This is a genomic window from Saliniferula longa (genome assembly GCF_050789285.1).
In the GTDB taxonomy this organism is placed as follows: domain Bacteria; phylum Pseudomonadota; class Alphaproteobacteria; order Rhodobacterales; family Rhodobacteraceae; genus CAVPWP01.
In genome coordinates, this window is sequence record NZ_JBOUVX010000001.1 from 999,295 (window position 1) to 1,024,828 (window position 25,534).

Below are 25,534 nucleotides of genomic sequence, written 5' to 3' on the forward strand. Positions count from 1 at the left end.
GCGAGTTTTGGTGCTATGCAATCGTTTGCTCGCGCGCTAGAGTGACGTAACAAGAAGATCCAGGGAGGAACGGATCATGGGAGTGGTGGGCAGCAGTGCCATCGAGCCGACGCATCGGGCAAGGGAAGCCTCGGCGAAAAAGGAACCTGTGATTGTCGCGAAGGGCCTGACGGTCGGATACAAGCTGCATCGCGAACGCAAGCTTCTGACCGCGCTCAGGGACATCACCCTGACCGTCAACAAGGGCGAGTTCGTCTGCCTTCTGGGGCCGTCGGGCTGCGGCAAGACCACTTTCATCAACGCGATCTCGGGGCTTGTGCTGCCCTGGGAAGGGACGATCGAGGTCGACGGGCGTCCGGTGACCGGCCCGGGGCCTGATCGCGCCATGGTGTTCCAGGACTATGCCCTCATGCCCTGGCGGACGGTCGAATCGAACGTGCGCATGCCGTTCGAGATGCAGAACCTCGGGCTGTCGAAGCAGGAAATCGACGCCCGCGTCGCCCGCTACCTCGAGCTGGTGGAACTGACCGGGTTCGAGCGGTCCTTCCCCTACGAGTTGTCGGGCGGGATGAAGCAGCGCGTCGGCATCGCCCGGGCGCTTGCGACCGAACCGAAGATCCTTCTGGCCGACGAGCCCTTCGCCGCGATCGACGCGATGACGCGCGAGGCGATGCAAAGCGAGCTTGAACGCTTCGTGACCAAGACGAAGCAGACCGTGGTCTTCATCACCCATTCGATCGACGAGGCGATCACCCTTGGCGACCGCATCGTCGTGATCTCGCGCCGGCCTGGACGCATCAAGGAAGTGATCGACGTGAACCTGCCCCGGCCGCGCTTCGATCAGGAATTGAAGTCCCTGCCCGAGTACACCGAGCTGCGCGAGCGGATCTGGCGCCTTGTCAAGGACGAGGCGCTGTCCGGCGCCCATGGAGAGGAATGATGGCGAAAGTGGATTCAAACGTCTCGCAAGGTCAAAGCGCGTTCGAGGACGCCGATCGCATCCGGGCGATGAAGTTCTCGTTCCGCGAACTCTGGAACCGCCACGGGTCCTGGGTCGTGACCACCCTGAACCTGACCTGCTTCTTCCTACTCTGGGAGGCTTTCGCACGGTCCGGGGTGATCAACCCGATCTTCCTGCCCACCGCCAGCGGCATGTTGTCGACGCTGTGGGAGGGCCTGACCAACTCGGCGCCGCCGAACGCGGCCTTCTCGGGTCAGATCATCGACCACCTGCTGTTCACGCTTCGCAACCTGTCGATCGGCCTGATCATCGCCTGCGTCATCGGCATCCCGGCCGGCCTTCTGATGGGGGGCAACAAGTACGTCGAGACGGTGCTCAGCCCCTATGTCTGGGCGCTGGCGTCGCTGCCGCGGATCGCGCTTGTCCCGCTTTTCATCCTCTTCATGGGCTTCACCGTGAAGATGCAGATCACCATCATCGTGCTGTCGGCTGTGTTCCCGATCATCATCAACGCCTGGGCGGGGGTGAAGACGACCGAGAAGTCGCTGATCTCGGCGGCCAAGGTCTTTGGCGCGAAGAAGTCCAGCATCTATCTGCACGTCGTCCTGCCCTACACGCTGCCGTTCATCATCTCGGGCGTGCAGCAGGGCATCGGGCGCGGGCTTGTTGGGGTCGTCATCGCCGAGATCTTCGGCGGATCGAACGGCCTTGGCTTCCTGATCAACCGCGCCGCCGACACGTTCAACTCGGAGCTGATGTACGCGGTTCTGCTGTTGCTGGTGATCGTGTCGCTGTCGCTGATCAAGTTGACGCAGATGCTGGAAAAATACGTCGCCCCGTGGCGCCAGCAGCTGAAGATGTAGGTTTTGAGGGTTTCACAGCCGACTACCGTGAAAACAAGGGAGGAAAGTAGAATGTCGAAATACCACACCAATGGTCCGATCCGCCTCGGCCGACGGGATTTCCTGATGAAGGGCAGCGCGGGCGCGCTTGGCACCATCATCGCGGCGTCCACGCTGAACAAGGCCGGTGCGCAAACGCCCAGCATCGACAACATCATGGCGAACCTGCGCACGATCAAGCTGGGGGACTTCAACCCCAACTACGCCAACCAGTGGACCTTCCGTCTGGTGCAGGCATTGGGCTATCTCGAGGAAGTCGGGATGGACGGGATCGAGATCATCCTGTCGGACGAATACGTCCCCGGTCTGGTCGGCGGCAGCCTCGACATCGCCCATGGCGACACGAGCGAGTTCCTGGCCGCCGGCGTGGCCAGCGGCCTGCCGATCACGATGATCTCGATCCACCGCTCGAGCGAATGGTGGATCATGGGCGTGTCGGCCGGCATCGAGACCCCCGAGGACCTGAAGGGCAAGGTCATCACCGGCGGCAGCCTTGCCGGGCGCAACACCTACATCATGCGGCAGGCGCTGATCCGCATGGGGCTTGATCCCGACACCGACGTGCAGTTCGTGCCGTCCTCGGGCGGGTCGGACAGCCGCCTTGGCGCGCTTCTGGCGGGCCAGGTGCAGGGGGCAAGCCTGTTCCCGCGGCACGAGGCCCCGCTGGTCGAGGCGGGCGGCAAGTTCATCTTCGAGGAACTTGTCAGCGCGCCGCAGGAAAGCTTCGCGGTGATGGGCGACTGGCTTGAGGCGAACGCGGACACGGCGCGCGCCTGGCTTGTCGCCGACATCAAGGCGCGCCAGTGGCTCATGGATCCGGCCAACAAGGATCAGGCCTACCAGATCATGATCGATCTGGGCTACGAGATCCCCGACAGCTTCAAGGCGCTCTACGAGGTCGAGAAGGCCCAGATCAGCCCGGACGGTGGGTTCGCAAGCGCCGAGGACATGGACAACTTCGTCGCCGAACTGGCCCTGACGGGCGACGTGCCCGAAGGTCTCGACTGGCGCCCGTTCTTCAACCTCCAGTATCTCTGGGAAGCGCAGGAAGCGCTGGGTCTGCCGCGTCGGCCGGCGTCGATCTGACGGCCTGAACATCGCCGGCGGCCCTTCGCGGGGCCGCCGGTGCGCCCCTGGGGCGACCATCGTCCGCCATTTCGCCTACACTGCAAGGATCGCCCCCGATGGGACAGATGGTCAACGGCATCTGGGAAAGCCGACCGACCAACGAGGTCAAGGTGGACGGACAGTTCGTCCGCAAGCCGTCGGCCTTCCGCAACTGGGTGACCGAAGACGGCGCCCCCGGTCCGACGGGCCACGGCGGGTTCACGCCCGAGGCGGGCCGCTATCACCTTTACGTCTCGTACGCCTGCCCCTGGGCGCACCGGGTCCTGATCTACCGAAGCCTGCTTGGCCTCGAGCATGCCATCGACATCTCGGTCGTGCATCCGGTCAACATGGAAAACGGCTGGGAATTCGCCGAGTACCCCGGCGCGACGCCCGACCACCTGAAGGACGCGCGCTTTCTTTATCAGGTCTATGCCGCGGCCGATCCGGCCTATTCGGGCAAGGTGACCGTGCCGGTGCTGTGGGACCGGCAGGGCGACACGATCGTGAACAACGAATCCGCCGACATCATGCGGATGCTTGGCGGCGCCTTCCGTCCGCTGGCCACCTCGTGGCAGGAGTTCTGCCCCGATGACCGGCGGGACGAGATCGATGCCCTGAACGACGAGATCTACCGCCACATCAACAATGGGGTCTATCGCACCGGTTTCGCCGTCTCGCAGGAGGCCTACGAGACCGCCGCGCGGGGCCTTTTCGGCGCGATGGCGGCGCTGGACGCGCGCCTCGCCGACAGCCGCTTTCTTCTGGGCGACACGCCGCTCGAACCCGACTGGCGCCTGTTCACCACCATGATCCGCTTCGAGCCGGTCTATTACTTCCACTTCAAGTGTAACCTGCGCCCGCTGGCCGCCTACCCGAACCTTCGGCGGCACACGCGCGCTTTGCTGAACTTCCCGAAGGTGCGCGGGACAGTGCATCTCGACCATATCGTCGATCACTACTACCTCGCGCACCGCCGGATTAACCCCCACGGGATCATCCCGCTGGGTGCGCATGTCGATCTTGATGGGCCCGACTGGTGCGACCTGACGGACGAAGGGACGGCCTGATGCTGACGCTTTACCACTATGACCGCTCGACGGCCGCGCAGCGGGTGCGTCTGCTGCTGGACGAGAAGGGACTACCCTGGAAAAGCGTGATCGTGGACACGGCCAGGGGCGATATCGACCAGCTGCCCGAGAACTACCACGAGATCAACCCGAAGGGTCTGGTGCCGACGATCGAGAACAAGGGCGTGGGCATCGCCGAGTCGCTCATCATCCTCGAATACCTCGAGGACGCCTTCCCCGAGACGTCGTTCCGCCCCACCTCGGCCGAGGATCGCGCGAAGATGCGGCTCTGGATGCGGCGGATCGACGACGGGATTCACGTGGCCAGCCGCACGATCGGCGTCTGCATCGTCAATCGCTTCATCTATCTCGAGCAGGGGGCCGAGAAGATCCGCACCTACCACGAGAAGATGCGCGACCACGTGCGGCGCGACAATGACCGCGTCAACATCGAGATGGGCCTTGCCTCGCCGTTGTTGCCCGATGCGCTGAAGAGGTTCCGCGCGCTTTTCGAGGACATGAACACCCGGCTCGAAGGGCACGACTGGCTTGCGGGCGAGGCCTACTCGCTCGCCGATATCGCGCTGGTGGTCTATCTGCGGCGGATGGAGTCGTTCATGATGGCCCCGCTCTGGAGCCATCTGACCGCGCTGAACACGTGGTACGCACGGATCGCCGAACGGCCCGCCTACAAGACCGCCGTCATCGACTGGGGCGACATCACCGAGGCCAAGCGCACCGAACACGGCCAGGGCGCCTTCCCCGAGATCGCGAAGCTTTGGATGGCCTGACCGGCGCCGCAGGCAAGCCGGCCTTCAGCCCGCGATGGCCTCGCGGCGGATCCTCACCTTCGCCCGGTCGCGGCACAGGGCGTGCAGGAAGCAGGTCCGTTCCGCCACCCCCACGATCCTGCGCGCGGTGTCGTCGTCCACGTCGGTGTCGATGAAGACATGGGTTTCGGCCGGGTCCGCCGTGCCGCCCTTGCCGCTGCCGCTGGAGGCGCCTCCCAGGGTGAAATGCAGGTCCTGGACCACGCGGTAGCCGGTCACGGGATGCTTGGCCATGTGGGAATAGCGTCCGACCTGCGTCATGAAGCAGAAGGCCACGCCGATGGCGAAATAGCTGGCGGCATCGGGGGCAATCGCCCGGGCGTGGTCGGGCCGGTCGTCCACGACGAAGGTCCAGGTCGACGACGATTGCGCGAACTGTTCGCGCAGGCAGTCGTATGTGCCGTCGGGTCGCACCCGACAGGTCGTGCGCAGGTGCAGAAGCTTCTTCGTGCCGTCAAGCACCGGGGCAAGGGGCGGATTGGCGGTGATCCGGCGCACCACCTCGTCTTCCGACTCGGTCCTTTCGGCAAGCGGCGAGGCCACGAGCGCCCCCGGTGCCGGCCTGAGCGCGCCGATCGGATCGCCCGGGTCGGCGTAGGCCGGAACGGACAGCGCCGCCACTTCGACCGGATCGATCTGGACGCCGTTGTGGGTCAGCGTGAAAAGGCTGATCTTTTCGTCGCGCACAAGGCCGTTCACCGGCGCCGCGGCCACCGCGTCCATCAGCAGGCGGTGCAGATCCTCGGGGTCGGCATCCCCCTCGCAGGTCAGCGACACCTCGGGCGACAGCGCGCCCGAGACCATCGTGCCCTTCGGGAACGACCCGTCGCGGTAGTAGAAGTTCTCGAGCACCAGCACTGGGTTTCGCAGCGCGATGCCACGCGCCTTCGCCAAGGCGCGCAGCTCGGTCATGAAGAAGGCCCCCATCCCGACGCTGACATAGCTCAGCGGGTTCGGCGCGGCGTCGTGGCCGCCCAGATGCGCGCCCTCGTCCGAGGCGAAGCGCCACGCCCGCCCGGTCAGCCCCGACAGCGTCACGCCTTCCTTCTGGATGCCGCCCAGCGTGCGGACCCAGGCCCGGACCGACTGGCCGTGGCGATCGGGCGGTGGCGCAAGGCCGGCGTCGGCCAGGCCGTCGACGGCGTGGATCAGGGGAAGGCCCAGCTCTTCAAGGGACAGGTCAGTCATTGAGAAATGCCTTTGTTCATGGGGGAAAGATCGCGGTGCGACGCCGCCTGGCCGGGGGTCAGAGGCGGGCGCCGATGGTGGCGGTCACCTCGCCCAGCCCGACGACCGAATGCACCAGAACGTCGCCTGGCTTCACCGGCCCGACGCCCGCGGGCGTTCCCGACATGATCAGGTCGCCCGGCTTCAGCTCCATCGAGTGCGAGATGATCGAGATCACCTCGGGCACGTTCCAGATCATCTCGTTGAGATTGCCGTCCTGCCGGACTTCGCCGTTCACGGTAAGCCGGATGAAGCCTTCGCTTGGGTGGCCGACCACGGACACCGGGTGCGCCGGGCCGATCAGGGCCGAGTTGTCGAAGGCCTTGCCCCAGTCCCAGGGCCGGCCGACGTTGCGCAGCGCGATCTGGATGTCGCGCCGGGTGAAGTCGTTCCCGATGGCATAGCCCCAGACGTGGTTCAGGCTGTCCTCGACGGCGATGTTGCGCCCGCCCGTGCCGATGATCGCCACAAGCTCGACCTCGTGGTTGAGGTCGTTCGTCTCGGGCGGGTAGGGGATGGTGCTGCCGGCATCGACCACGGCGTCCGCGGGCTTTGTGAAGAAGAACGGCGGGTCGCGGTCGTCCATCCCCATCTCGCGGGCATGCGCCGCATAGTTCCGGCCGACACAGAAGACGCGACGCACGGGCAGACGGGCGTCCGAGTTCGCGACGGCGATCGACGCCTGCGGCGGCGGGGCGAAGACATAATCCATGGGGCGGGGGGTCCTTCCGGGTTGTTTGATAGATTGTATGACAATCTTTGCCGGGCGCGGCAAGCGTCGCGGCCCGGCCCCGGTCGTTTTCTGCCCCGAACCCACACGCAACGGGATGCTTTTCGCCGCCTGACGTGCAATCCTTTGCGTGATTGTCGGACAATCCCGAGTCGCGCGGCCGTCAGGCCGCCCGTCGGGGCAGCGTGGGAGGACGCACCATGAGCCGAAGCTTCACATCACCCTACTGGGAAGAGATCTGCGGGAACCTCGATGATTCGCGGACCTTCAACCGGATGCGCGACACGCCCTATTACCGCGACGCGGTCTATCCGCAGTTCTCGCGCGCCGAATACGAACGCCGTTTCGCCGCGCTGCGCGGGCTGATGGCCCGCGACGGGCTTGACGTGGTGATCTGCCCCGGCGGCCCCAGCCACTGGAGCTTCGGCGGCGGCATGCTCTGGCTGTCGGGCCACTGGGAATGGCACAGCTTGTCGGCCTATGTCGTCTTCCCGCGCGAGGGCGAACCCACGCTGATCTACGACCGGGGCGGCACCCATATCGAAGCCGTGCGCAAGGAGGTCGAGGTGGCGATCCGCGACGTCCGTTCGGGGCGGGGCGGACACCACGCCGAGGTCATGGCCGAACGCATCCGCGAACTGGGGCTGGAGAACGGCCGCATCGGCCTGCTCGAGATCGACGCCCGCAACAAGGACTACATGCCCGCGAACCAGTATCTGACACTGAAGCGTGAACTGCCCAAAGCCGAGATCGTCTTTACCGAAGGCTTCATGCACGAGCTTGTCGTCGTCCACAGCGACGAGGAACTCGATTGCGTGCGGCACGCGGGCCGGCTGTGCACGAATGCCATGCAGGCCCTGGCCGACCGCGCCAGACCCGGCGCCACGGAACAGGATCTGCGCGCGGCGGCCGGGGCAGCGATCCTTGAAGGCGGCGGCGACATCGACTTTCTGATCATCGGTTCGACCCCGATGGACGACCCGGCGATGGTCTTCGGCAACCCGCGCCCCTCGCTTCGGGAGCTCCGGAAGGGCGATATCATCATCATGGAACTGGCCGCGGGCTATCGCGGTTATTCCGCCCAGATCGGCCAGCCGATCTGCATCGGCACGCCCACGCCCGACGTGCAGCGCTTCTGGGACGAGATCGCCAAGCCCGGCTACGAACGCGTGGTCGCGACCATCGCCCCGGGCCGGCCGGCGTCGGACATGCAGGAGGCGGCGCGCTTCTTCCGCGAGAACGGGGTGCAGTCGCGGCCGATCGTGACCCACGGCATCGACTTCGTCTCGGACGGGCCGCACGTCTATATCGAGAAGACACAGACGCACGACTACGACGCGATCCTCAAGCCCGGCATGGTGCTGATGCCCGAGCCGAACCCGATCTCGGCCGACGGCCGGCTGGGCATGTTCGTGGGCCACACGCTGATCGTGACCGAGGACGGTCACGAATGCGTGGACGACTGGCCGCTCGAACTGGTCGTCGTCTGACCGCGTGGGGCTGGGTGGGGATGGCCGCGTCTGCGGTCAGCCCAGCTTTTCGGCCAGCCAGCGGAACGAGGCCGGCGCCCAGTCTCGGTAGTGCTCGAAGGCGCAGTGCCCCGCGTCGGGATAGACGCGGGCGCTGCGCATCCCCACGGGCCCGCTGTCGAGCATGTAGTAGATGTTGCCGATCGGGGCGAGGTGATCCTCTTTCCCGTTGATCATCAGCACGGGCATGGTGATCCGGTCCACCAGGCCCAGCGACGACAGCGCCCAGCCATCGAAGATCTCGTTCTCCTTCTCGACCGACCAGGTCGGGAACGAGGGCGGGCCGCCCTCGGGGCCGAAGACGAACTTCGAGCGTCGGTTGCGCGCTTCGACGAAGGCGGCCATCTCGGCGTCGGTCATGCGATAGCCGAAGGGGTGGCCGGCATTGGCGACCACGGCGCGCACCTTGTCGGGGGCAGTGCCCGCAAGCTGCATCACCGAATAGCCGCCGCGGCTGATGCCGAAGGCGCCCACGCGGTTCGCGTCGACCTCGGGGCGCGCCATCAGCGCGTCGATGGCCGCGACCCAAGCCTTGACCGATTCGGGCACCCAGGGAAACGGGTTCTCGCCCGTGCCCGGGGCATCCATCACGAGCGAGGCAAGCCCGGCCTCGAGCGCGCGTTCGCTGGCCCAGCCGCGATCCTCCTTGAAGACGTCCGAGCCGCACATGATCAGCACCGCCGCGACCGGCGTGTCGGATTTCGGGGCGCGGAAATGCGCGCGGAAGGTCTTGCCCTCGCAGGTGATGTCCATCACCTCCATCGGCGGGTCGAGGTGGGCGCAGGCCTTGCGGTAGGCGCGGGCGCAGTCGGCGCTGATGCCGGCCTTCATCGGGCTGATCTCGCCCGGGAAGCGGCCGATGGCGTAATAGGTCTTGGCAAGCAGATAGGCCTTGCGCGCGGCCGCGAAATCGCCCGCCGCCTCATGCCGGTCGCCGTCGTCCTCGTGCCGCTTGCCCGCCGCGCGCCAGACCGGGACCCAGTGCTCTTCGGTGGTCTTCTCGAGCCCGCCGACGATTCGCTCCAGTTCCTCGAGGTCGTCGATCATCGACAGCCAGCGCCGGTAGAACCCGCCGCGCGCCACGACGAAAGGGTCTTCGTCCGTCCGATACTCCAGATCTTCCACTCGTTTAATCATTTTCTGGCGTCCTCCCGGGCCGACGTCGGTCGACCGTAATACAATCGTAGACATAAGTGATATCAGGCGCTACCGTCTACACAATCGATTGCATAACGCGGAATGGGCCGCGGGGCGAATCGAAGATGCCGGCAACGGCGCGCGGCAAAAATAGGGAGGAGACGATGACAATGACTGTACTACGACACGGTCTTATGACGGCCGTTGCCGTGGGGGCGCTGACGCTGGCGCTGCCCGTGGCAAGCTTCGCGCAGGACGTGAAGAACCCGGGCGTGCTGGTGCATGCCGCCGACGACGAGGCCACCACGCTTGATCCCGCGCAGGTCGAGCCGGGTGAGGGCGGCGAAACCATCATCCTTCAGGTCTATGAACGGCTGCTCGACATCGGGCCCGGCTCGCCCGACCTGATCCCGGCGCTTGCGACCGAGGTGCCGACCGACGACAACGGCCTGATCTCGGCCGACGGTCTGACCTACACCTTCCCGCTGCGGCAGGGGGTGGTGTTCCACGATGGCACGCCCTTCACGGCGCATGACGTGAAGTTCTCGTGGGATCGCGCCATGACGATGGACCTGCCCGAGGGCAACGCGGGCGTCCTGCAGGACATGATCGCCTCGACCGAGGTCGTGGACGACTACACCTTCCGGGTGACCCTGAACCGGCCAAGCGCAAGCTTCCTGAACTCGGTCGTGATCGCCATGGTCGCCTCGGTCGTCAGCCAGGACGCCGTCGAGGCCAATGGCGGGGTCGAGGCCGGCGCGCCCAACATCTTCATGGCGGGCAACATGGTCGGCACCGGACCCTACAAGTTCGTGGTCTGGAACCGCAGCGAGAACCTGCAGCTTGAGGTCAACGACGACTACTGGGGCGAGAAGGCCAACCTCGATGTTCGCATCGAGATCGGCGGCGACCCCGACGTGCGCGTGCTGGGTCTGCGGGCCGGCGAATACGACACGATCGAGACCGACCCGTCCTTCGTGGCCGACCTCGAGGGCGCCGAGGGCGTGACGATCTACAACGAGGGCCTGCTGCTCGAGCCGCTTCACATCGGCTTCAACCTCAACATCCCCGAGGGCGCGCTGCCTGCGGGCGACACGATCCCCACGGACTTCTTCCATGATCCGCGGGTGCGCCAGGCCTTCAACTATGCCTTCGACTACGAGGCCTTCCTGAACGGGCCGCTGGCCGGCTATGGCGACTTCAACACCCACTACATCCCGGTCGGGATCTTCGGCTACGACCCGGAGGCGCCGCGCTACAACAAGGCCGACCCCGAGAAGGCGGCCGAGCTGTTCAAGGAGGCGGGCTACTGGGATGACGGCTTCACCGTGTCGGTGATCACCGAAGAGGGCAACCTCTTCGCGCTGATGTCGCTGGTGCTGAAGGACTCGCTGGCGAAGATCAACCCGAAGTTCAACGTCAACGTGATGGCCGTGGCCGAAACGGTGTTCGACGACGCCCATGCCCAGGACCCGCTGGAATACGCGATGTGGGCCAAGAACGCCGACCCGGCGGCGGACCCCGACGCCTACATGCGCGCCTATGTCCATCCCGATGGGGAGTGGGGCCAGGTCCATGGCTTCGCCAACGGCTACAGGGACCCCGCCAAGGTTGCCGAGCTGATCGAGGCCGCCTCGGTCGAGCTGGATACCGACACCCGCGCCGCGATCTACTCGGAGCTTCAGACGATGCTCTACGACGATCCGATGTGGCTGATCGGCGCGCAGGAAGGCGTCGTGATGGCGCACCGCGACTGGGTCCAGGGCTTCCAGATGCAGCCGCTCTGGCCGCGTCCGGGCCTGAAGTTCGCGCTGCTCAACAAGTGAGCCTGCGCGCACCGGACTGATCGGAAAGAAACGGCGGGCCCGCACAGCTGCGGGCCCGCTGCAAGGACAGGGAGGCAGGGATGCAACTTCGCGACTACATCATTCGACGCCTCATGGTGCTGCCGTTCCTCATGCTCGGCGTGTCCATGGTCGTCTTCGCGCTGACCCGGGTCGGCGGCACGCCGATCGGGATCTACCTCAGCCACGAGATGACGCCCGCGGAAGTCGCCGAGGTCGAGGCGCGCTTCCACCTCGATAAACCGCTTCCGGTCCAGTACTTCTACTGGCTGCGCGGCATCGTGCAGGGCGATTTCGGCTGGTCGGGCGTTTCGGCCGCACCGGTCGCCGATGTCTTCCCCGAGAAATTCGCCGCCACGATGGAGCTTGCCATCGCTGCGGGCCTTGTCGCCGTCGCCATCGGCATCTTCCTTGGGACCTATGCCGGCGCGCGACGCAATCGATTGCCCGATCACATCACCCGCGTCGTGGCGGTCAGCGGGTCGAGCCTTCCGATGTTCTGGTTCGGCATTCTGCTGCTGATCGTCTTCTGGGCGCAGCTTGGCTGGGCGCCGATCGGACGAAGCACGGCCGAGATCTGGTCCTCGATCCCGCATCCCACCGGCTTCTACACGGTCGACGCCATCCTCGCGGGCAGTCCGACGGCCCTGTGGGACGCGATTTGGCACCTGCTTCTTCCCGCGATCACGCTGGGCTACGGCGCAACCGCGATCATCGCGCGGATGATGCGCTCGGCCCTGGTCGAGGAGTTGCAGCAGGACTACGTGGACGCGGCCCGCGCCAAGGGCCTGGCCGAGCGGCTTGTGCTGCGCCGTCACGCGCGCCGCAACGCCATGGTGCCGACGGTCACGGTGATCGGCCTGACCTTCGGCTTCCTGCTGCAGGGCACCATCACCGCCGAGATCATCTTCCGCTGGCCGGGCCTCGGCCGCTGGATGGCGGCCTCGGTGGTGCGGGGCGACCAGGCCACGCTGATGACCTATGTGCTGTTCACCAGCGTCCTCTTCCTTCTCGTGAACCTGATCGTCGACGTGGTCTACGCCCACCTCGACCGTCGCGTCACGCTTGGAGACTGATCCATGGCAGATATCACGACTTCCAGCCCTTCGGCCGCACGCCCCGCCACGCGCGAGACGGCGTTCCGGGTCCGGATGCGCCGCCTCAACGGCGTGCTCCTGCGGCTGCTGTCCGACCCGAGCGCGGCCCTGGGCCTTGCCATCATCGCGGCGCTGCTTGGCATGGCGATCTTCGCCCCGCTGATCGCGCCGCCGAACATTCCCGATCCCTACCAGATGCCCCGCGACTGGAGCGCGGTGCGGATGCCGCCGGGCACGCCGGGCTTCCCGCTGGGCACCACGAACGAAGGCGGCGATGTCTTCTACGGCGTGGTCTGGGGCAGCCGCACCTCGCTGCAGCTGTCGCTGATGGTGGTCGGGATCACGGTGGTCATCGGAACGATCGTCGGGTCGCTCGCCGGCCTTCTGGGCGGCTGGGTCGACGAGGTGCTGATGCGCGTCGTCGACGTCTTCCTGTCGATCCCCGAACTGATCTTCGCGCTGGCGATCGCCGCGGTGCTTGGCCCGTCGTTCACCAACATCATCATCGCGCTGTCGATGGTGCTATGGGTGAAGTACGCCCGGATCATGCGGGCGCAGGTCATCCAGATCAAGCAGAACGACTATGTCGATGCGGCCCGGGTCATCGGGGATTCGAAGCTCAACATCTACCTGCGCGACATCCTGCCCAACTCGATCACGCCGGTCTCGGTGCAGGCGACGCTCGACATGGGCAACGTGGTGCTGATCGGCGCGACGCTGTCCTTCATCGGGCTGAGCCAGGCTGGCATCGCCGAATGGGGGGTGCTGGTGTCCGAAGGCCAGGCGGGGATCGCCTCGGGCCGGTGGTGGGCCTCGACCTTCCCGGGCCTGATGATCTTCCTCTGGGCGCTTGCCTTCAACCTTGTGGGTGACGGTCTTCGTGACGCCCTCGATCCGCGGACGGAGGGGCGGTGATGATGCAAAGAAAGCTTGACCCCACGGGCGAGGCGCATTCGGTGCCCGCGACCGTCGCCACGGTCCAGGACCTCAAGGTTCATTTCCAGTCGAAGCGCGGGATCGTCCATTCGGTCGATGGCGTCAGCTTCGAGATCCGCGACGGCGAGACGCTTGGCCTCGTGGGCGAGACCGGCTGCGGCAAGAGCGTGACCGGCCGGTCCTTCCTGCGCCTGCTGCCGGTGCCGCCCGGCATCATCGCGGGCGGCGCGGTGACGTTCCGTCCCCACGCCGTCTGCGCCGACTGCGAAGGTTCGGGCTGCGCGAAATGCAGCGAGACGGGCCGCCGCGCGGTGGCCTGCCCGAAGTGCGCGGGGCAGGGCTGCAAGACCTGCGACGGGACCGGGGCCGAGACGATCGACCTTCTGGGGCTTTCGGACGACGACATGCGGGCGATCCGCGGCGACCGGATCGCGATGATCTTCCAGGACCCCGGCAAGGCGCTGAACCCCACGATGACCATCGGGATGCAGCTGTCCGAGGTGTTCCTGCAGCACCGCAGCGCCGAGATCCTCGAACGCGCCGGGCTGTCGCCAAAGGACGCCGGGCCGCTTCTGCGCTATGCCTCGCAGCGCGATCGGTTCCTTGACCGGCTGCTGCTGAGGTTCCCGCCGCTGCGCGGGCGCAAGGCGCGGATCGACGCGGCGCTGGCCGACATGGTGGCCGACGCGCTGGCCGAAACGCAGGTGCCGAACCCGGCGAAGCTGATGGGGCGCTATCCGCACGAGTTGTCGGGCGGCATGAAGCAGCGCGTGATGATCGCGCAGGCGCTGTCGTGCAACCCCGACCTGCTGATCGCCGACGAACCGACGACGGCGCTCGATGTGACGGTCGAGGCCCGCATCCTCGAGCTGATCCGCGACCTTCAGATCCGCCGCCGCACCAGCGTGCTCTACATCAGCCATGACCTGTCGCTGGTGCGCCGGGTCTGCGACCGGGTCGCGGTGATGTATGCCGGCCGCGTGGTCGAGATCGGGCCCACCGACGAGATCTTCCGCAATCCCCGCCACCCCTACACACGGGGCCTGCTGGCGGCCGTGCCGACGGCCGGCACGCCGCGCGGCGGGCTTGCGGCGATCCGCGGCACGGTGCCCGAGCTTGTCAATCCGCCCGCGGCCTGTCGCTTCGGCGGCCGCTGCCCGCATGAGACCCAGGCCTGCCGCAGCTTCGACCCAGGTCTTGCCCAGGTGTCGGATGGCCATTCGGTGGCCTGCTTCATCGATCACGCGCCGCCCTCGGGGCCGCGTCCAAGCTTCGAGGAGGTGACGGAATGAGCGCCGATCCCCAACCGTTCGATCCGGCGAACCGGGCCGGCGCGGCCGACGACGTCGTTCTGGCCGTGCGCAACCTGCGCAAGTACTACCCGATCCGCGAAGGCGCGTTGCAGCGGGTGGTGGGCCATGTCCGCGCCGTCGATGGCGTCAGCTTCGACATCCGCCGGGGCGAGACCCTGGGCCTTGTCGGCGAAAGCGGCTGCGGCAAGACCACGCTGGGCCGCTGCGTGAGCGGCCTGTCTTCGGCCACCATGGGCGGGGTCTACTACGACATCTCGTCGTCGGAAGCCGACCGTCTGGACCGCCTGACCAGCGTCGCCGAGACCGCGCTGGATGCCGCCGACGCGCGCGAGTTGCAGCGCCTTGACGCCGGCCATCGGATCGACCGGCTTGAGGGACAGACGGCGCGACGCTTCCGCCGGAACTGCCAGATGGTGTTCCAGGATAGCTTCGCCTCGCTCAATCCCCGGCATCTGGTGGTCGACCTCGTGGGCCGGCCGCTCAAGGTCTATAACGAGGCCTCGGGCGCGGACCTGACCGAACGCGTGGTCGAGCTGCTTGAACAGGTGGGTCTTGGCCGCCAACACCTTTATCGCTATCCGCACCAGTTCTCGGGCGGCCAGCGCCAGCGCATCTCGATCGCGCGCGCGCTGGCGTTGAACCCCGAGGTCATCGTCCTGGACGAACCGACAAGCGCGCTCGACGTGTCCGTTCAGGCGCAGATCCTGAACCTTCTCAGCGAGTTGCAGCGCGAACGTAATCTTGCCTATCTGTTCGTCACGCACGATCTTTCGGTCGTCCGGCACATGGCCGACCGGCTGGTGGTCATGTATCTGGGCAAGGTGGCCGAGGCGGGCGAGACCCAGCAGGTCTTCGACGCGCCGCAGCATCCCTATACCCGCGCGCTGATGGACGCAAAGCCCGACCTCGAGGAACAGGACGACGGCACCGAGGTGCGTGGCCTCGAAGGCACCGTGCCCGACCCGGCGCGACCGCCGCAGGGCTGCCGCTTCCACACGCGCTGCCGAATGGCCACATCCGATTGCGGCTGGGAAATCGACGATGTCGTGCGCTGGCTCGAGGACGAGGGCGGCCACTTCGACCGCCTGTCCGGCGTGGCCCGTTCGACCGAGTTTGCCGCGGACCTCACCTTCGAGAACGACGTGGCGGCATCGGGCCTCGTCTCGGCGCTGCGCTCGGACGCTGTGCCCGGGGCGATGCGCGGGGCGCTCGAGACGCTGGAACAGAAAGGCACGACCGTGCGGATTGCTTTCCGCGAGGTTCCCGAGGTGCCGCTGACGTGGCGCGGGGCGTCTCATCAGGCGGCCTGCCTTCTTGACCCAGACACCACCCCGGAACTTGGAAAGACCACATGACCCAGATCGACCCCGAACACGTGCATCTGACCGAAGAGGTGGACGGCAAGACCATCCACCTGATGTATGTCGAGACCTGGGATGGGCTTTACGCTCCGATCGGCCTGCGCCTGCCCGAAGGCGAGGGGCCGTTTCCCGTGGTGCTGATGGCCGCCGGCAATGGCGGCGAAGGGATGCGCTGGATCCGCGACGCGGTGCGCAACCGCGCCTATACCATGGACAAGCTTGCCGAGGCGGGAATGGCCGCTGTCTGGCTGCGCTATCGCACCGAGGTCGAACTTGGCTACAACAACGGCGGCCCGCTGGTGCGCGACAAGCGGCAGGGGCGCGAGATGTTCAACCGCTCGCCCCTCGAGTACGAGGACGAGATCGCGATCATCGAGTATCTCAAGACGCTGCCCTTCATCGACGGCGACAAGGTCGGCCTGATCGGCATGAGCCACGGCGGCGAGATGACGCTGAAGATCGCGTCGGAATACCATGGCGTCGCGGCGGCGGTGGCGAGCGAGCCTGCATCGCACGAGTATCTTGCCCTTACGCCGGACGACACGGCCTTCGTCAACGAGGAAACCCAGCTTCGCAACATCGAGAACATGGAGATGGCCGAGGTTGACAAGGTGCGCCGGCGCATCGACATGGATATCGCGAAAAAAAGGATCGCGCCGATCGACACGCCGTTCCTGGTGATGGGGCGCGACGAGGACCATCTTCAGGGCATCTTCCGCACGTCCTACGACCTTCTGGCCGAGGCCGGCAAGGACGCCGAATGGGTCAGCTATGACCACGACTACCACGGCTACGTCTTCCCGATCCGCGGGGCCGACGGGAACTACATCCTGAACGACGTCCAGGTCGCCGCGATCGACCACGTCATCGCCTGGTTGAAGCGCCGCCTCGGCGCCTGAACCGAAAGCCCCCGCCGATCAGGCGGGGGCCTTGCCTGCCGCGGGCAGGCTCAGAGCCGCAGAAGCTTCTTCGCGTTCCCGTTGAAGACATCGGCCTTCAGGCCGTCGTCGATATCCATCGCGTCCAGCCAGTCGACCCCGTCGGCGTTGTCCATGTAGGGCCAGTCGATCGCGAAGAGCACGCGGTCGCGCGGCATCACGTCGAGGCAGAACCGCAGCGACGCGTCCGAGAAGAAGCCGCTGGTCGTGATCCAGAAGTTCCGGAAGAAGGTCTCGGCGAAGCGCACCGGCGCGTTGCCGGGGCGGGTCAGGGATTCGTCCACGCGGGGCAGCAGGAAGGGGATGCCTTCGCCCAGGTGACCCAGCACGACCTTGAGGTTGGGATGTTCCTCGAAGACGCCGCTCAGGATCAGGCGCACCGCCTGCGTGCCGGTCTCGACGCCAAAGCCCCAGGCCGAGCGGACGAAGGCCGAGTGGCTTTCGTCGTAAGGCGCATAGTAGCGCTGGATCACCGCGCGGTCGGGCATCGCGGGGTGCAGATAGACCGGCACGCCAAGGCGTTCGGCCCGGGCGAAGATCGGCCAGTATCTTTTTCCGTCGATGAACTCGCCATTGCTCAGGCCGTGGACCAGCGCCCCCTTCAGCCCCAGGTCTTCGACCGCGCGCTGCAATTCGTCGGCCGCGGCGGCGGGCTGGGTCGTGGGGATCATGGCGAAGCCGGCGAACCGGTCGGGGGCGTCCGCGATCACCGCCGCGAGTGCGTCGTTCGAAGCCCGGCAGGCCGCCACGGCGATGTCCTCGGGCAGGCGCTGACTGCCGGGCGACTGGTGCGAAAGCACCTGCATGTCGACGCCGGCGGCGTCCATCTCGGCCAGCCGGATGCCCGCGAAGTCATAGAGCCGTTCCTTGATCCGTTCGGGCTGATGCAGCGCTCCGGGGTTGAAGTGGTCGGTGAGGGCCGGGTGCATGAAATGCTCTTCGACCGCGATCACCTGGTGCGTCAGCCTCTTGCGCGTCATGGGTCTTGTCCTTCCTGCCTTTTGTCCGTCAGCGGTGGGGTGCCTGCGACTCGGCCAGCGCCGCCGTGTCGTCCCAGCTGACTCTATCCGTTGCCCGATGTATCCGCAAACGATTGCGCGCGGCATCCCTGCGTCTGAAGAAGCCTTTGCGCGGGCAACGACACGCCATCCTGTCGCCGCATTTTGCACCGCGATCGGAACCTTTCCGCCAGATGGCGGCAGACTGTCGCACGATGCAGGACAGTCTGACAAGAAATTGGACTTTCCGGGCCTGGCCGGGCAGGGTCGGGGCCGTAACCAGTTGCCGAGTTTGTAGAAATGACGCCGATCGAGAGAACGCGGGCAAAGTCCGTCGCCTTGCAGACGCTTGGCCTTGGGCTTTACGCCAATCCTTCCGAAATCCGTGACGCCTGGCGTCGCATCGCGTTCGAAACGCATCCCGATCGCAACGCCGAGGCGCAGGCCGAATTCGCCCGCGCGAAAGAGGCGTACGACTATCTGCGCAACGAGATCCCCGGCGGATACGACGCGAACGGCGGCGCCTGGGGGCGTCCGCGTTCGGCGGCCCAGAAAGTGGCCAGCCGCCCCGCGATCATGGCGCGCATCACGCGGCTGCCCGAAACGGCCATCGACGAATGCGCCGGCATTCTTGCGGCCGAAACCACGCCGCGTCAGGTCATCGACCTGCGCGGCGCAGACCGGGCCGCCGCCGATCCGGCCCGCGCGACCGATCACGTTCCCGATGCCGTTCACCGCCACGGCCGGCACCTGACCTTCATCGTCGAAGCGCCGACCGGCCAGGGTCTGAACCGCGTCGCCCTGCCGACTGCGCTTCTCGAGGACAGCCGCAAGGTGAAGCCCGTGATCGTCTGCTTCGAAGCCAGGCTTGAAGGCGAGGGCGAGGTGCGTCTGCCGGACGAGGTCGTGGCTTCGGTCTTTCCCGGCGCGCGCGGGGTCGAGATCCGCTTTTCACACCGCTGACGGTCCGATCGGGCGCCGGGCGTCGTTCCGGGCAGGCCGGGCTGACTTCAGCGCGCAATGGGCGGGGTGTCGCCCCTGGCGTTCCCGAACGCCCGGCGCGGTTCCCCGCAATCGATCAATCTGCCGCGACCGGCCGGGGATCTCTGCGACCAACGGGAAAGCGGCTTGAGCCCGGCGCGGCGCTTGCGTAGCCTTCGCCGTGGCGGGGCCGACCCGTCCGACCGTGAAGGAGACCCCGGCGATGGAATGGATCGTGCGCGCGTCCGCAGCCCACCCCGAGGTCCGGTTCGCGGAGGGCGAGATCCTGATCCGCGAAGGCGAGGCCACGCCCAGCCTGCATGTCCTTCTCGACGGGACCGTGTCGATCTATCGCGGCGCGGTGCGCGTGAACCGCACCAGCGTTCCGGGCGCGCTTTTTGGCGAGATGTCGTCGCTCCTGTCGATTCCAAGCAGCGCCTCGGTCGTCGCCGAAGGTCCGGTGCGGGCGCTGCGGATCGTCGATGGTGGGGCTTTCCTGGCCTCGGACCCCGAGATCGCGCTGCACGCCGCACGCCTTCTGGCGCAGCGGCTTTATGACGCCACGACCTATCTGGCCGACCTGAAGGTGCAGTTCCAGGACGAGGCGTCGCATCTGGGGATGGTCGACCGGATTCTCGGCTCGCTTCTCAACCAGCAGGTCGAAGGCGCGGCCGCCCCCGATGAGACCCGCCACGACCCCAGGCTGTGAGCGTCAGGCCTTGAGCCAGTCCGGGACGGCGGAAAGGCTGGCATAGGGGCGTTCAGGCGTGTCGCCCATCGACACGATCTCGGCCCCGGCAAGCGAGAACCAGACGGCTTCGCCTGATTCGAGGTTGAGCGCGACATGCGCGGGCGTCGCGCCGATCTGCTGGCCCGAGTTGAAGACCCAGGTCCGTCCGATCCGGTCGGCCCATGACCCGCCGTCGATGAAGGGCGACTGGTGAACGTGGCCGCTCAGCACGAGGTCGGGCTGATGCGTCCCGATCCAGGCGGAAAGGTCGGCGTCTCCGAAATGGCGCTTGCCGCCCCAACTGACCGGGCTGTCCGAAGGCGGCGCGTGATAGACCCAGATCCAGCGGTCCTTGGCGATGGCGGCGTCGGCGGCAAGCTGCTGGCCGATCGCGTCGCGCGTGGCCGGGCCGTCCCACCATGGACAGACGGTGATCAGCGTCGTGCCGACCATGACCCGGCCCCAGTCCGTGACGATGCCAAGTTCGTTGAGGTCCTGCACCCAGCCGGCCACAAGCTCGCCCCGCGCGTCGTGGGTATCGAGGTCGTGATTGCCCGAACAGACGACCACGCGCGTGGTCCGCGCCAGCTCTTCCAGATAGGTGCGCACGACGACGATCTGCGTGCGCTTCTCGACCGCCGACGAGATCTCGAGCAGGTCGCCCGCCAGCACGACAAGGTCGAAATCTGCGGACACGCTTTGCAGCCAGTCGAACTGCTTGAGCGCATAGTGAAGATCGGCGACCAGAAGGCATTTCATGGCGTGACGCTAGGCGTCGGCCACGGCGCTGTCGAGGGGGTTGCTGCCGGCCTCAGGGCGCAAGACCCACGCCTGCAAGCGAGCCAAGCGCCACCTCGCCGTCGCGGATCGCCAGATGAACGCGGCCGGCCGCGTCGGTTCGGTAGAGATCCGGGTGGGCGGCCACCAGCGCGGCCTGGGATTTGGGCGCATAGCCCTGCATCCCGCCGCCGTGGAAATGGCCGTTGCGCTCGATGTCCGGGCAACCCAGAGTCGCCGCGATCCAGGTGTCCTGCTGCCAGGCAAGGCCAAGCTGGCAGGTCAGGTCCTCGGCGCTCAGGAACAGCGGCTGGCCGATCGACCGGCCCTGCATCACGCGCGCATGGTTGAGCAGCGCGCGCAACACGCCCTTGCATGTCTTGATCGACGTGCCGCTCCACCCCTGGCCGATGGCCGTCGCGAAGGCGCCTTCGTGGTCGTCGCTTTCGTCGATCATCAGGGGCAGCCCGACAAGGCGGGGGGCAAGGGGGGCGGCCAGCGCGGCCTCGCGCGCGAAGGGCTGTTCGATCGCGACAAGGCCGGCGCGCAGGGGCGCAAGGCCCGCGTCGGCGTCCAGCGCGTCAAGGAAGGCGGCGAAGGCCGGGGCGCCGTATTGCTCGTTGGCGTCCAGCGTGACGCGCAGGCCGGGCAGGGGGCCGATCAGGCCGGTGATGGCGCGCAGCCGCGCGATGTCGGCGTCGGGGTCGCCCTTCAGCTTCAGCTTGAAGGCGCGAATGCCGGTTTCGGCGATCACGTCCTGAAGGCATACGGGCGCGCCGTCGCGCGGATGATCCTCGGTCAGGTCGGCCCGCGACAGCGGCGCGTCGTAGCCCACGGTATGGCGGATCGCGATGCGGTCGTGTGGGCCAAGCGCGCCAAGCGCCGTCTGGACCGCCCCGGTGCTCAGGTCGGGCGGCGCGTCTTCGGCCAGACCGAAGAGGTCGGCCCGTGCGGCAGCCGCGAAGGGCAGGCCGTGGGCGCCGCACAGCGCGTCGATCAGCGCGACCTCGAGAAGCGAGGGGCCGAAGCCGGCCGCAAGGCGGGGCGTGTCGGGGGCAAGGCGCGCGGTGGCGTCGGCCCGCAGCGCCGTCATGGCCCTGGCCAGCAGGGCCGGGCGCTGCCATACGCCGGCGGCGGCAAGGGCGGCGTCGCAGGTGGCGCGCAGATCGGCGACGGTCTGGTCGTTCGTGCGCTCGGGCCGCTTGTCGAACCAGCGCGGCACGAGCAACTGGGCCGAGCGGCCGGTGGCGCGGGTTCCGTTCGCTTCGATCTCGACTGTCGCGAAGGCCTGGTCGGTGCCGGTCACGCGGGTATCGCCGAAGCGGAACGGCAGGCGGAAGCGGACCGGGGCGTAGTCGATGCGGGCCGAAAGGATGCGAAGGGCGCGGCTGTCGGTCATGGCGTCCGTCCAAGGGTGGAAAGATGCGCGCGCACCGTGGCCGCGCCGATGGCAAGGGTCGCGGTGCCGTTCACGGCGATCACGAAGGGCTCGATCGAGAGCGGCCCCTGCCAGCCCGCATCGGCGAGCGCGGCAAGGATTGCATGGAAATCGTCCTGGCCCATCCCGGGCGCGCCGCGGTTCGTGTCATTGAGGTGGACATGCCCGATCAGGCCCGTGGGCAGCCAGCGGCGGATCAGGTCGGGCACCGCTTCGGCCTCGGCAAGGCCGGCTGACGACGTGTCGATCATGGTGACGAAGGCGGGATGATCGACGCGGGCGACAAGCTGGGCGGCCTCGGCCAAAGTGGTCAGGAACGGCGTCTGGTCCGGCGACAGGGCCTCGATGCAGTAGGTCAGGCCAAGGGCGCCTGCATGCTCGGCCACCGGGCGGAAGAGCCTGCCGACCCGGTCCAGAAGCGCCTCCGTCGCCTCGTCCGGCGGCGGCACGCGCTGCCGGGGCGAGCCATGGACCATCACGCTGCCGCCAAGCGCCGCGCAGATGTCGCAAAGCCGCAGCATAGCAGCCTGCGTGGCGGCGGCGCGGGCGGGATCGGTGATCGACAGGTCGGGGAAGGGCGTAAGGAGCCAGTGCAGCCCGGCGATGATCAGCCCGTGGTCGGCGGCGATACGCGCCATCCTTGCCAGCGCCGCGTCGCTGACCCCAAGGGGATCGGGGCCAAGGGTGGCCGGGGCCAGCTCGAGCCCGCCATAGCCAAGCGCCGCCGCCACCCGGCACTGTCCTTCGAAATCCAGGCCGTCGCCGGCCAGCAACTCGTTGCAGGCGACGAGCGGGCCCATCCCGCTCAGGTCTTTCGCTCGAGCCAGGCCAGAACGATGTCGGCCGCGCGCAGGGCATGGTCGCGCAGGGTCTCGGGCGTGAACTCGACCCCGAAGACGGCGGCCAGCGTGAACCGGTTCGACACCGGAAAATAGCACAGCGACGCGATGTAGATGTACAGCGTCACCGGGGTCACGTCGTCGCGGAAGCGTCCTTCGGCCACGCCGCGTTCCAGCACGCGGCCCAGCTTTTCCAGAAGCTTCGACTGCACCTCGCGTCGGTCCTCGAGCTTCGAGATCGTGGCGCCGTGGCGCAGGTTCTCGGTGTTGAGCATCGTGATGAACCAGGGGTTCGTGCGGAAATGCTCCATCGTGAAGGTGCACAGTTCGCGGATCGCCGTGGCGGGGTCGAGCGCGTCGAGGTCAAGCGCCATCTCGCCCGAGCGGATCTGGACATAGGCCTCGCGCAGGGCGACGGCGTAAAGCTCGTCCTTGTCGCCGAAGTAGTCGTAGAGAAGCGGTTTGCTGACCCCGGCCTTCGCGGCGATCCGGTCGATCCGGGCCCCGTCGAAGCCGACGCTCGAGAATTCGTCGAGGGCCGCGTGCAGGATCGCGGCGCGCGAGGCGTCGGCATTGCGCACGCCGCGCTTCTTCTTGGCGACAGGGCGCAGGGAACTTGAGATCGGCACGGTTGGCTGCTCCTCTTTTCCTGCCCTATGGACCTGTCCCGGCACGCGGCGTCAATGCCCCCCGGTGTCCGGGGCCGTGCGGCGCCTGCGCCGAAACAGCCCACGCACGGCGGGAATGCTGAAGACGATCGTCACAAGGATCAGGATCGCGAAACCGGCCGAGATGGGCCGGGTGAAGAAGGGCGACAGGTCCCCGTCGCTCAGCGTGAGGCCCCGGCGCAGCGACTTGTCGAGCAGATCGCCCAGGATGATGCCCAGAACCAGCGGCGCCATCGGATAGTCGAGGCGGCGCAGGACATAGCCGATCAGCCCGAAGGCCAGCATCACCCATACGTCGAAGAGCCGCTGGGTCAGGGCGAAGGGCCCGATCACGCACATGACGAAGACCACGGGCATGAGCCAGCTGCGCGGGACCCGCAGCACCTGGATGAAAAGCGGCGTCAGAGCCAGGCCGAAGACAAGGATCGCGACGGTCGCGAAGACCAGCATGACCGCCACGCGATAGATGAAGTCCGGCTGGTCGAACATGATCATCGGGCCGGGCCGGACGCCATGGATGTAAAGCGCCGCGATCAGAACGGCCGCCGCAGCGGACCCCGGGATGCCCAGCGTCAGCGTCGGGATGAGCGATCCGGGCACCACCGCGCTGTTGCCGGTTTCGGCGGCGGTCAGCCCCTCGACGCTGCCCTTGCCGAAGTCCGCGCGCTCGGGCGAGGTACGCTTGGCGGCGGCATAGCTGCCCCAGGCGCCGATATCCTCGCCCACGCCGGGGATGATGCCGATGCTGGTGCCGATCGCGCCCGACCGCACGATCGTTCCCTTGTAGCGCCAGGCGCGGTTCCACAACTCGCGCAGGCGGACAGGCTCGGGCTTGCGGTCGGTCACTTCGGCGGCGGGGCGGGTCATCGTGAACAGGATCTCGGCAAAGCCGAAGGCGCCGACCATGGCGGGGATCAGCCCGATGCCGCCGTTCAGCTCGGGAAAGCCCATGTTGAAGCGGATGTGCGAATGGATGCCGTCGCTGCCGATCATCGCGACCGACAGGCCGATCACGCCGGCAAGATACCCCTTCACTGGCGATCCCGCCTGGGTCAGCTGGCCCGAGATGATGATCCCGAACAGCGCAAGCCAAAAGAACTCGAACGACCCGAAGTTGAGCGCGGCCTCGGCCAGGGGCGGGGCCAGCACGATCAGCAGGACGATGCCCACGAGGGTGCCAAGCGCCGAGCCCATCGTCGCCACCCCAAGCGCCAGACCTGCCTTGCCCTGCTTGGCAAGCGGAAACCCGTCAAGCGTTGAGGCCGCGCTGGCGGGCGTGCCGGGGATGTTCAGAAGGATGGCGCTGCGCGAGCCGCCATAGATCGCACCCACGTACATGCAGATCAGGACAAGGATCGCCGCGTCGCGGTCAAGCGAATAGGTCAGCGTGGTCAGAAGCGCCACGCCCATGGTGGCGGTCAGGCCGGGCAGGGCGCCCACGAAGATACCCAGAAGCGTCGCCCAGACGACGTGAAACAGCATCGTCGGCGCAAGGAAGTCGGCGAAGGCCCCGCCCAGGGTCGCAAGCACCCCCATCACGGCAACCTCACCAGGAAGGCCTTCTCGAACAGGATCGAGATCGCGCCGCCCATCACCACCGCGAAGAGGGCGATGGCAGCCAGGCGCAGCGCCTTCCGGCGCGAGGCAAGGTCGGGCGCGGCGTCGAAAAGCGATGTGAAGACCCCGATGAAAAGGCTTGAGGCCAGCCAGAAATGGACATTTCCGACAAGGACAAGGGCATAGAACAGGCACAGCCCGCCCACCGCCGCAAGGCGCCGGATCTCGTCGCGCGCGAAGTCGCCGTCGTCGCCCGTTGCAGCGGCGCCCGTTGCAGCGGCGCCGGTGGTCGTGCCGGTCGGTGCGCGGCGCAGCCCGATCAGCAGCAAGACCGACATGCCCGACATCACCGCGCCCAGGATCATCGGCACGAGGCCCGGAAAGCTGGCCGGATGAATGTGGCGGTTCTCGAGCCGGTCCATCGTCAGACCGCCCGTGAACAGCGCGATCCCGATGGTCAGAAGGATGAGGGCGACGCCGATATCGGCCGCGCGCTTGGTCAGCACGTCAAGGCTCTCCCCGGTTGTGATGCGGGGCCGGCGTGAGGCCGGCCCCGCGTGTCAT

The 25,534-nt window shown here is 67.1% G+C and carries 24 protein-coding genes; 14 read left to right on the forward strand and 10 right to left on the reverse strand.

The genetic code is table 11. The features are described 5' to 3' along the window. Positions 1–76: 76 nt before the first annotated feature. The 5 genes from ACRDNQ_RS04685 to ACRDNQ_RS04705 all read left to right on the forward strand — a co-directional run bounded on the left by ACRDNQ_RS04685 (position 77) and on the right by ACRDNQ_RS04705 (position 4,831). Positions 77–940 (forward strand): ABC transporter ATP-binding protein, encoded by an 864-nt coding sequence (locus ACRDNQ_RS04685; RefSeq protein ID WP_431827469.1) that lies wholly within the window; start codon positions 77–79, stop codon positions 938–940. Continuing rightward, a complete protein-coding gene (locus ACRDNQ_RS04690; protein WP_431827470.1) occupies positions 940–1,824 on the forward strand; it encodes an ABC transporter permease in 885 nt (294 codons plus the stop codon). Before ACRDNQ_RS04685 ends, ACRDNQ_RS04690 begins: the two co-directional genes overlap by 1 nt. A 51-nt stretch (positions 1,825–1,875) precedes the next feature. After that, positions 1,876–2,949, forward strand: coding sequence for an ABC transporter substrate-binding protein (locus ACRDNQ_RS04695; protein WP_431827471.1), 1,074 nt, complete (start codon positions 1,876–1,878; stop codon positions 2,947–2,949). 98 nt (positions 2,950–3,047) lie between these two features. Then, positions 3,048–4,040, forward strand: a complete 993-nt coding sequence (locus ACRDNQ_RS04700) for a glutathione S-transferase family protein (protein WP_431827472.1) — start codon at positions 3,048–3,050, stop codon at positions 4,038–4,040. Continuing rightward, complete coding sequence (locus ACRDNQ_RS04705) at positions 4,040–4,831, forward strand: glutathione S-transferase family protein (RefSeq protein WP_431827473.1); 792 nt, start codon at positions 4,040–4,042, stop codon at positions 4,829–4,831. The genes ACRDNQ_RS04700 and ACRDNQ_RS04705 overlap by 1 nt, the downstream gene beginning before the upstream one ends. 24 nt (positions 4,832–4,855) lie before the next feature. Here the strand turns inward: ACRDNQ_RS04705 and ACRDNQ_RS04710 are convergent, their stop codons facing one another. Next, a complete protein-coding gene (locus ACRDNQ_RS04710; RefSeq protein ID WP_431827474.1) occupies positions 4,856–6,058 on the reverse strand; it encodes an OsmC family protein in 1,203 nt (400 codons plus the stop codon). Between the two features lie 58 nt (positions 6,059–6,116). Then, positions 6,117–6,809, reverse strand: a complete 693-nt coding sequence (locus ACRDNQ_RS04715; RefSeq protein WP_431827475.1) for a fumarylacetoacetate hydrolase family protein — start codon at positions 6,807–6,809, stop codon at positions 6,117–6,119. A 218-nt stretch (positions 6,810–7,027) separates the two neighbouring features. Between ACRDNQ_RS04715 and ACRDNQ_RS04720 the strand changes: the two genes are divergently transcribed. Continuing rightward, the gene (locus ACRDNQ_RS04720; protein WP_431827476.1) at positions 7,028–8,317 is read left to right on the forward strand and encodes a M24 family metallopeptidase; all 1,290 of its coding nucleotides are present in this window, start codon (positions 7,028–7,030) and stop codon (positions 8,315–8,317) included. A gap of 36 nt (positions 8,318–8,353) precedes the next feature. Here the strand turns inward: ACRDNQ_RS04720 and ACRDNQ_RS04725 are convergent, their stop codons facing one another. Continuing rightward, the gene (locus ACRDNQ_RS04725) at positions 8,354–9,493 is read right to left on the reverse strand and encodes an alpha/beta hydrolase family protein (RefSeq protein WP_431827477.1); all 1,140 of its coding nucleotides are present in this window, start codon (positions 9,491–9,493) and stop codon (positions 8,354–8,356) included. Between the two features lie 170 nt (positions 9,494–9,663). Here ACRDNQ_RS04725 and ACRDNQ_RS04730 point away from each other — a divergent pair, with 170 nt between their 5' ends. From ACRDNQ_RS04730 to ACRDNQ_RS04755, 6 genes are all read left to right on the forward strand, one after another. After that, positions 9,664–11,319 carry an ABC transporter substrate-binding protein gene (locus ACRDNQ_RS04730; RefSeq protein WP_431827478.1) on the forward strand — a complete coding sequence of 552 codons (1,656 nt, stop codon included), beginning with the start codon at positions 9,664–9,666 and terminating at the stop codon, positions 11,317–11,319. Positions 11,320–11,399: 80 nt separating this feature from the next. Next, positions 11,400–12,413 carry an ABC transporter permease gene (locus ACRDNQ_RS04735; protein ID WP_431827479.1) on the forward strand — a complete coding sequence of 338 codons (1,014 nt, stop codon included), beginning with the start codon at positions 11,400–11,402 and terminating at the stop codon, positions 12,411–12,413. Positions 12,414–12,416: 3 nt separating this feature from the next. Beyond that, positions 12,417–13,349, forward strand: a complete 933-nt coding sequence (locus ACRDNQ_RS04740; RefSeq protein WP_431827480.1) for an ABC transporter permease — start codon at positions 12,417–12,419, stop codon at positions 13,347–13,349. Then, complete coding sequence (locus ACRDNQ_RS04745) at positions 13,349–14,662, forward strand: ABC transporter ATP-binding protein (RefSeq protein ID WP_431827481.1); 1,314 nt, start codon at positions 13,349–13,351, stop codon at positions 14,660–14,662. The genes ACRDNQ_RS04740 and ACRDNQ_RS04745 overlap by 1 nt, the downstream gene beginning before the upstream one ends. Further along, the gene (locus tag ACRDNQ_RS04750) at positions 14,659–16,038 is read left to right on the forward strand and encodes an ABC transporter ATP-binding protein (RefSeq protein ID WP_431827482.1); all 1,380 of its coding nucleotides are present in this window, start codon (positions 14,659–14,661) and stop codon (positions 16,036–16,038) included. Before ACRDNQ_RS04745 ends, ACRDNQ_RS04750 begins: the two co-directional genes overlap by 4 nt. Further along, entirely contained in the window at positions 16,035–16,943 is a 909-nt protein-coding gene (locus ACRDNQ_RS04755; protein WP_431827483.1) for an alpha/beta hydrolase family protein, read from the forward strand. Before ACRDNQ_RS04750 ends, ACRDNQ_RS04755 begins: the two co-directional genes overlap by 4 nt. A 50-nt stretch (positions 16,944–16,993) precedes the next feature. On the opposite strand, the gene ACRDNQ_RS04760 is transcribed toward ACRDNQ_RS04755, so the two are convergent. Further along, positions 16,994–17,962: an amidohydrolase family protein gene (locus ACRDNQ_RS04760; protein WP_431827484.1), complete on the reverse strand. Its 969-nt coding sequence runs from the start codon at positions 17,960–17,962 to the stop codon at positions 16,994–16,996. Positions 17,963–18,280: 318 nt separating this feature from the next. Here ACRDNQ_RS04760 and ACRDNQ_RS04765 point away from each other — a divergent pair, with 318 nt between their 5' ends. Further along, positions 18,281–18,943 (forward strand): J domain-containing protein, encoded by a 663-nt coding sequence (locus ACRDNQ_RS04765; protein WP_431827485.1) that lies wholly within the window; start codon positions 18,281–18,283, stop codon positions 18,941–18,943. 223 nt (positions 18,944–19,166) lie between these two features. Next, positions 19,167–19,670 (forward strand): Crp/Fnr family transcriptional regulator, encoded by a 504-nt coding sequence (locus tag ACRDNQ_RS04770; RefSeq protein WP_431827486.1) that lies wholly within the window; start codon positions 19,167–19,169, stop codon positions 19,668–19,670. A 3-nt stretch (positions 19,671–19,673) separates the two neighbouring features. Here ACRDNQ_RS04770 and ACRDNQ_RS04775 read toward each other — a convergent pair whose 3' ends face one another. The 6 genes from ACRDNQ_RS04775 to ACRDNQ_RS04800 are packed head-to-tail and all read right to left on the reverse strand — an operon-like array spanning position 19,674 to position 25,476. After that, positions 19,674–20,450, reverse strand: coding sequence for a metallophosphoesterase family protein (locus ACRDNQ_RS04775; protein ID WP_431827487.1), 777 nt, complete (start codon positions 20,448–20,450; stop codon positions 19,674–19,676). A gap of 52 nt (positions 20,451–20,502) precedes the next feature. Further along, complete coding sequence (locus tag ACRDNQ_RS04780) at positions 20,503–21,867, reverse strand: enolase C-terminal domain-like protein (RefSeq protein ID WP_431827488.1); 1,365 nt, start codon at positions 21,865–21,867, stop codon at positions 20,503–20,505. Beyond that, positions 21,864–22,706: a sugar phosphate isomerase/epimerase family protein gene (locus ACRDNQ_RS04785; protein WP_431827489.1), complete on the reverse strand. Its 843-nt coding sequence runs from the start codon at positions 22,704–22,706 to the stop codon at positions 21,864–21,866. Before ACRDNQ_RS04785 ends, ACRDNQ_RS04780 begins: the two co-directional genes overlap by 4 nt. Before the next feature lie 5 nt (positions 22,707–22,711). After that, the gene (locus ACRDNQ_RS04790) at positions 22,712–23,374 is read right to left on the reverse strand and encodes a TetR/AcrR family transcriptional regulator (protein ID WP_431827490.1); all 663 of its coding nucleotides are present in this window, start codon (positions 23,372–23,374) and stop codon (positions 22,712–22,714) included. 51 nt (positions 23,375–23,425) lie between these two features. Next, positions 23,426–24,949: a tripartite tricarboxylate transporter permease gene (locus tag ACRDNQ_RS04795; RefSeq protein ID WP_431827491.1), complete on the reverse strand. Its 1,524-nt coding sequence runs from the start codon at positions 24,947–24,949 to the stop codon at positions 23,426–23,428. Further along, positions 24,949–25,476, reverse strand: a complete 528-nt coding sequence (locus tag ACRDNQ_RS04800) for a tripartite tricarboxylate transporter TctB family protein (protein ID WP_431827492.1) — start codon at positions 25,474–25,476, stop codon at positions 24,949–24,951. Before ACRDNQ_RS04800 ends, ACRDNQ_RS04795 begins: the two co-directional genes overlap by 1 nt. Between the last annotated feature and the right edge of the window lie 58 nt (positions 25,477–25,534).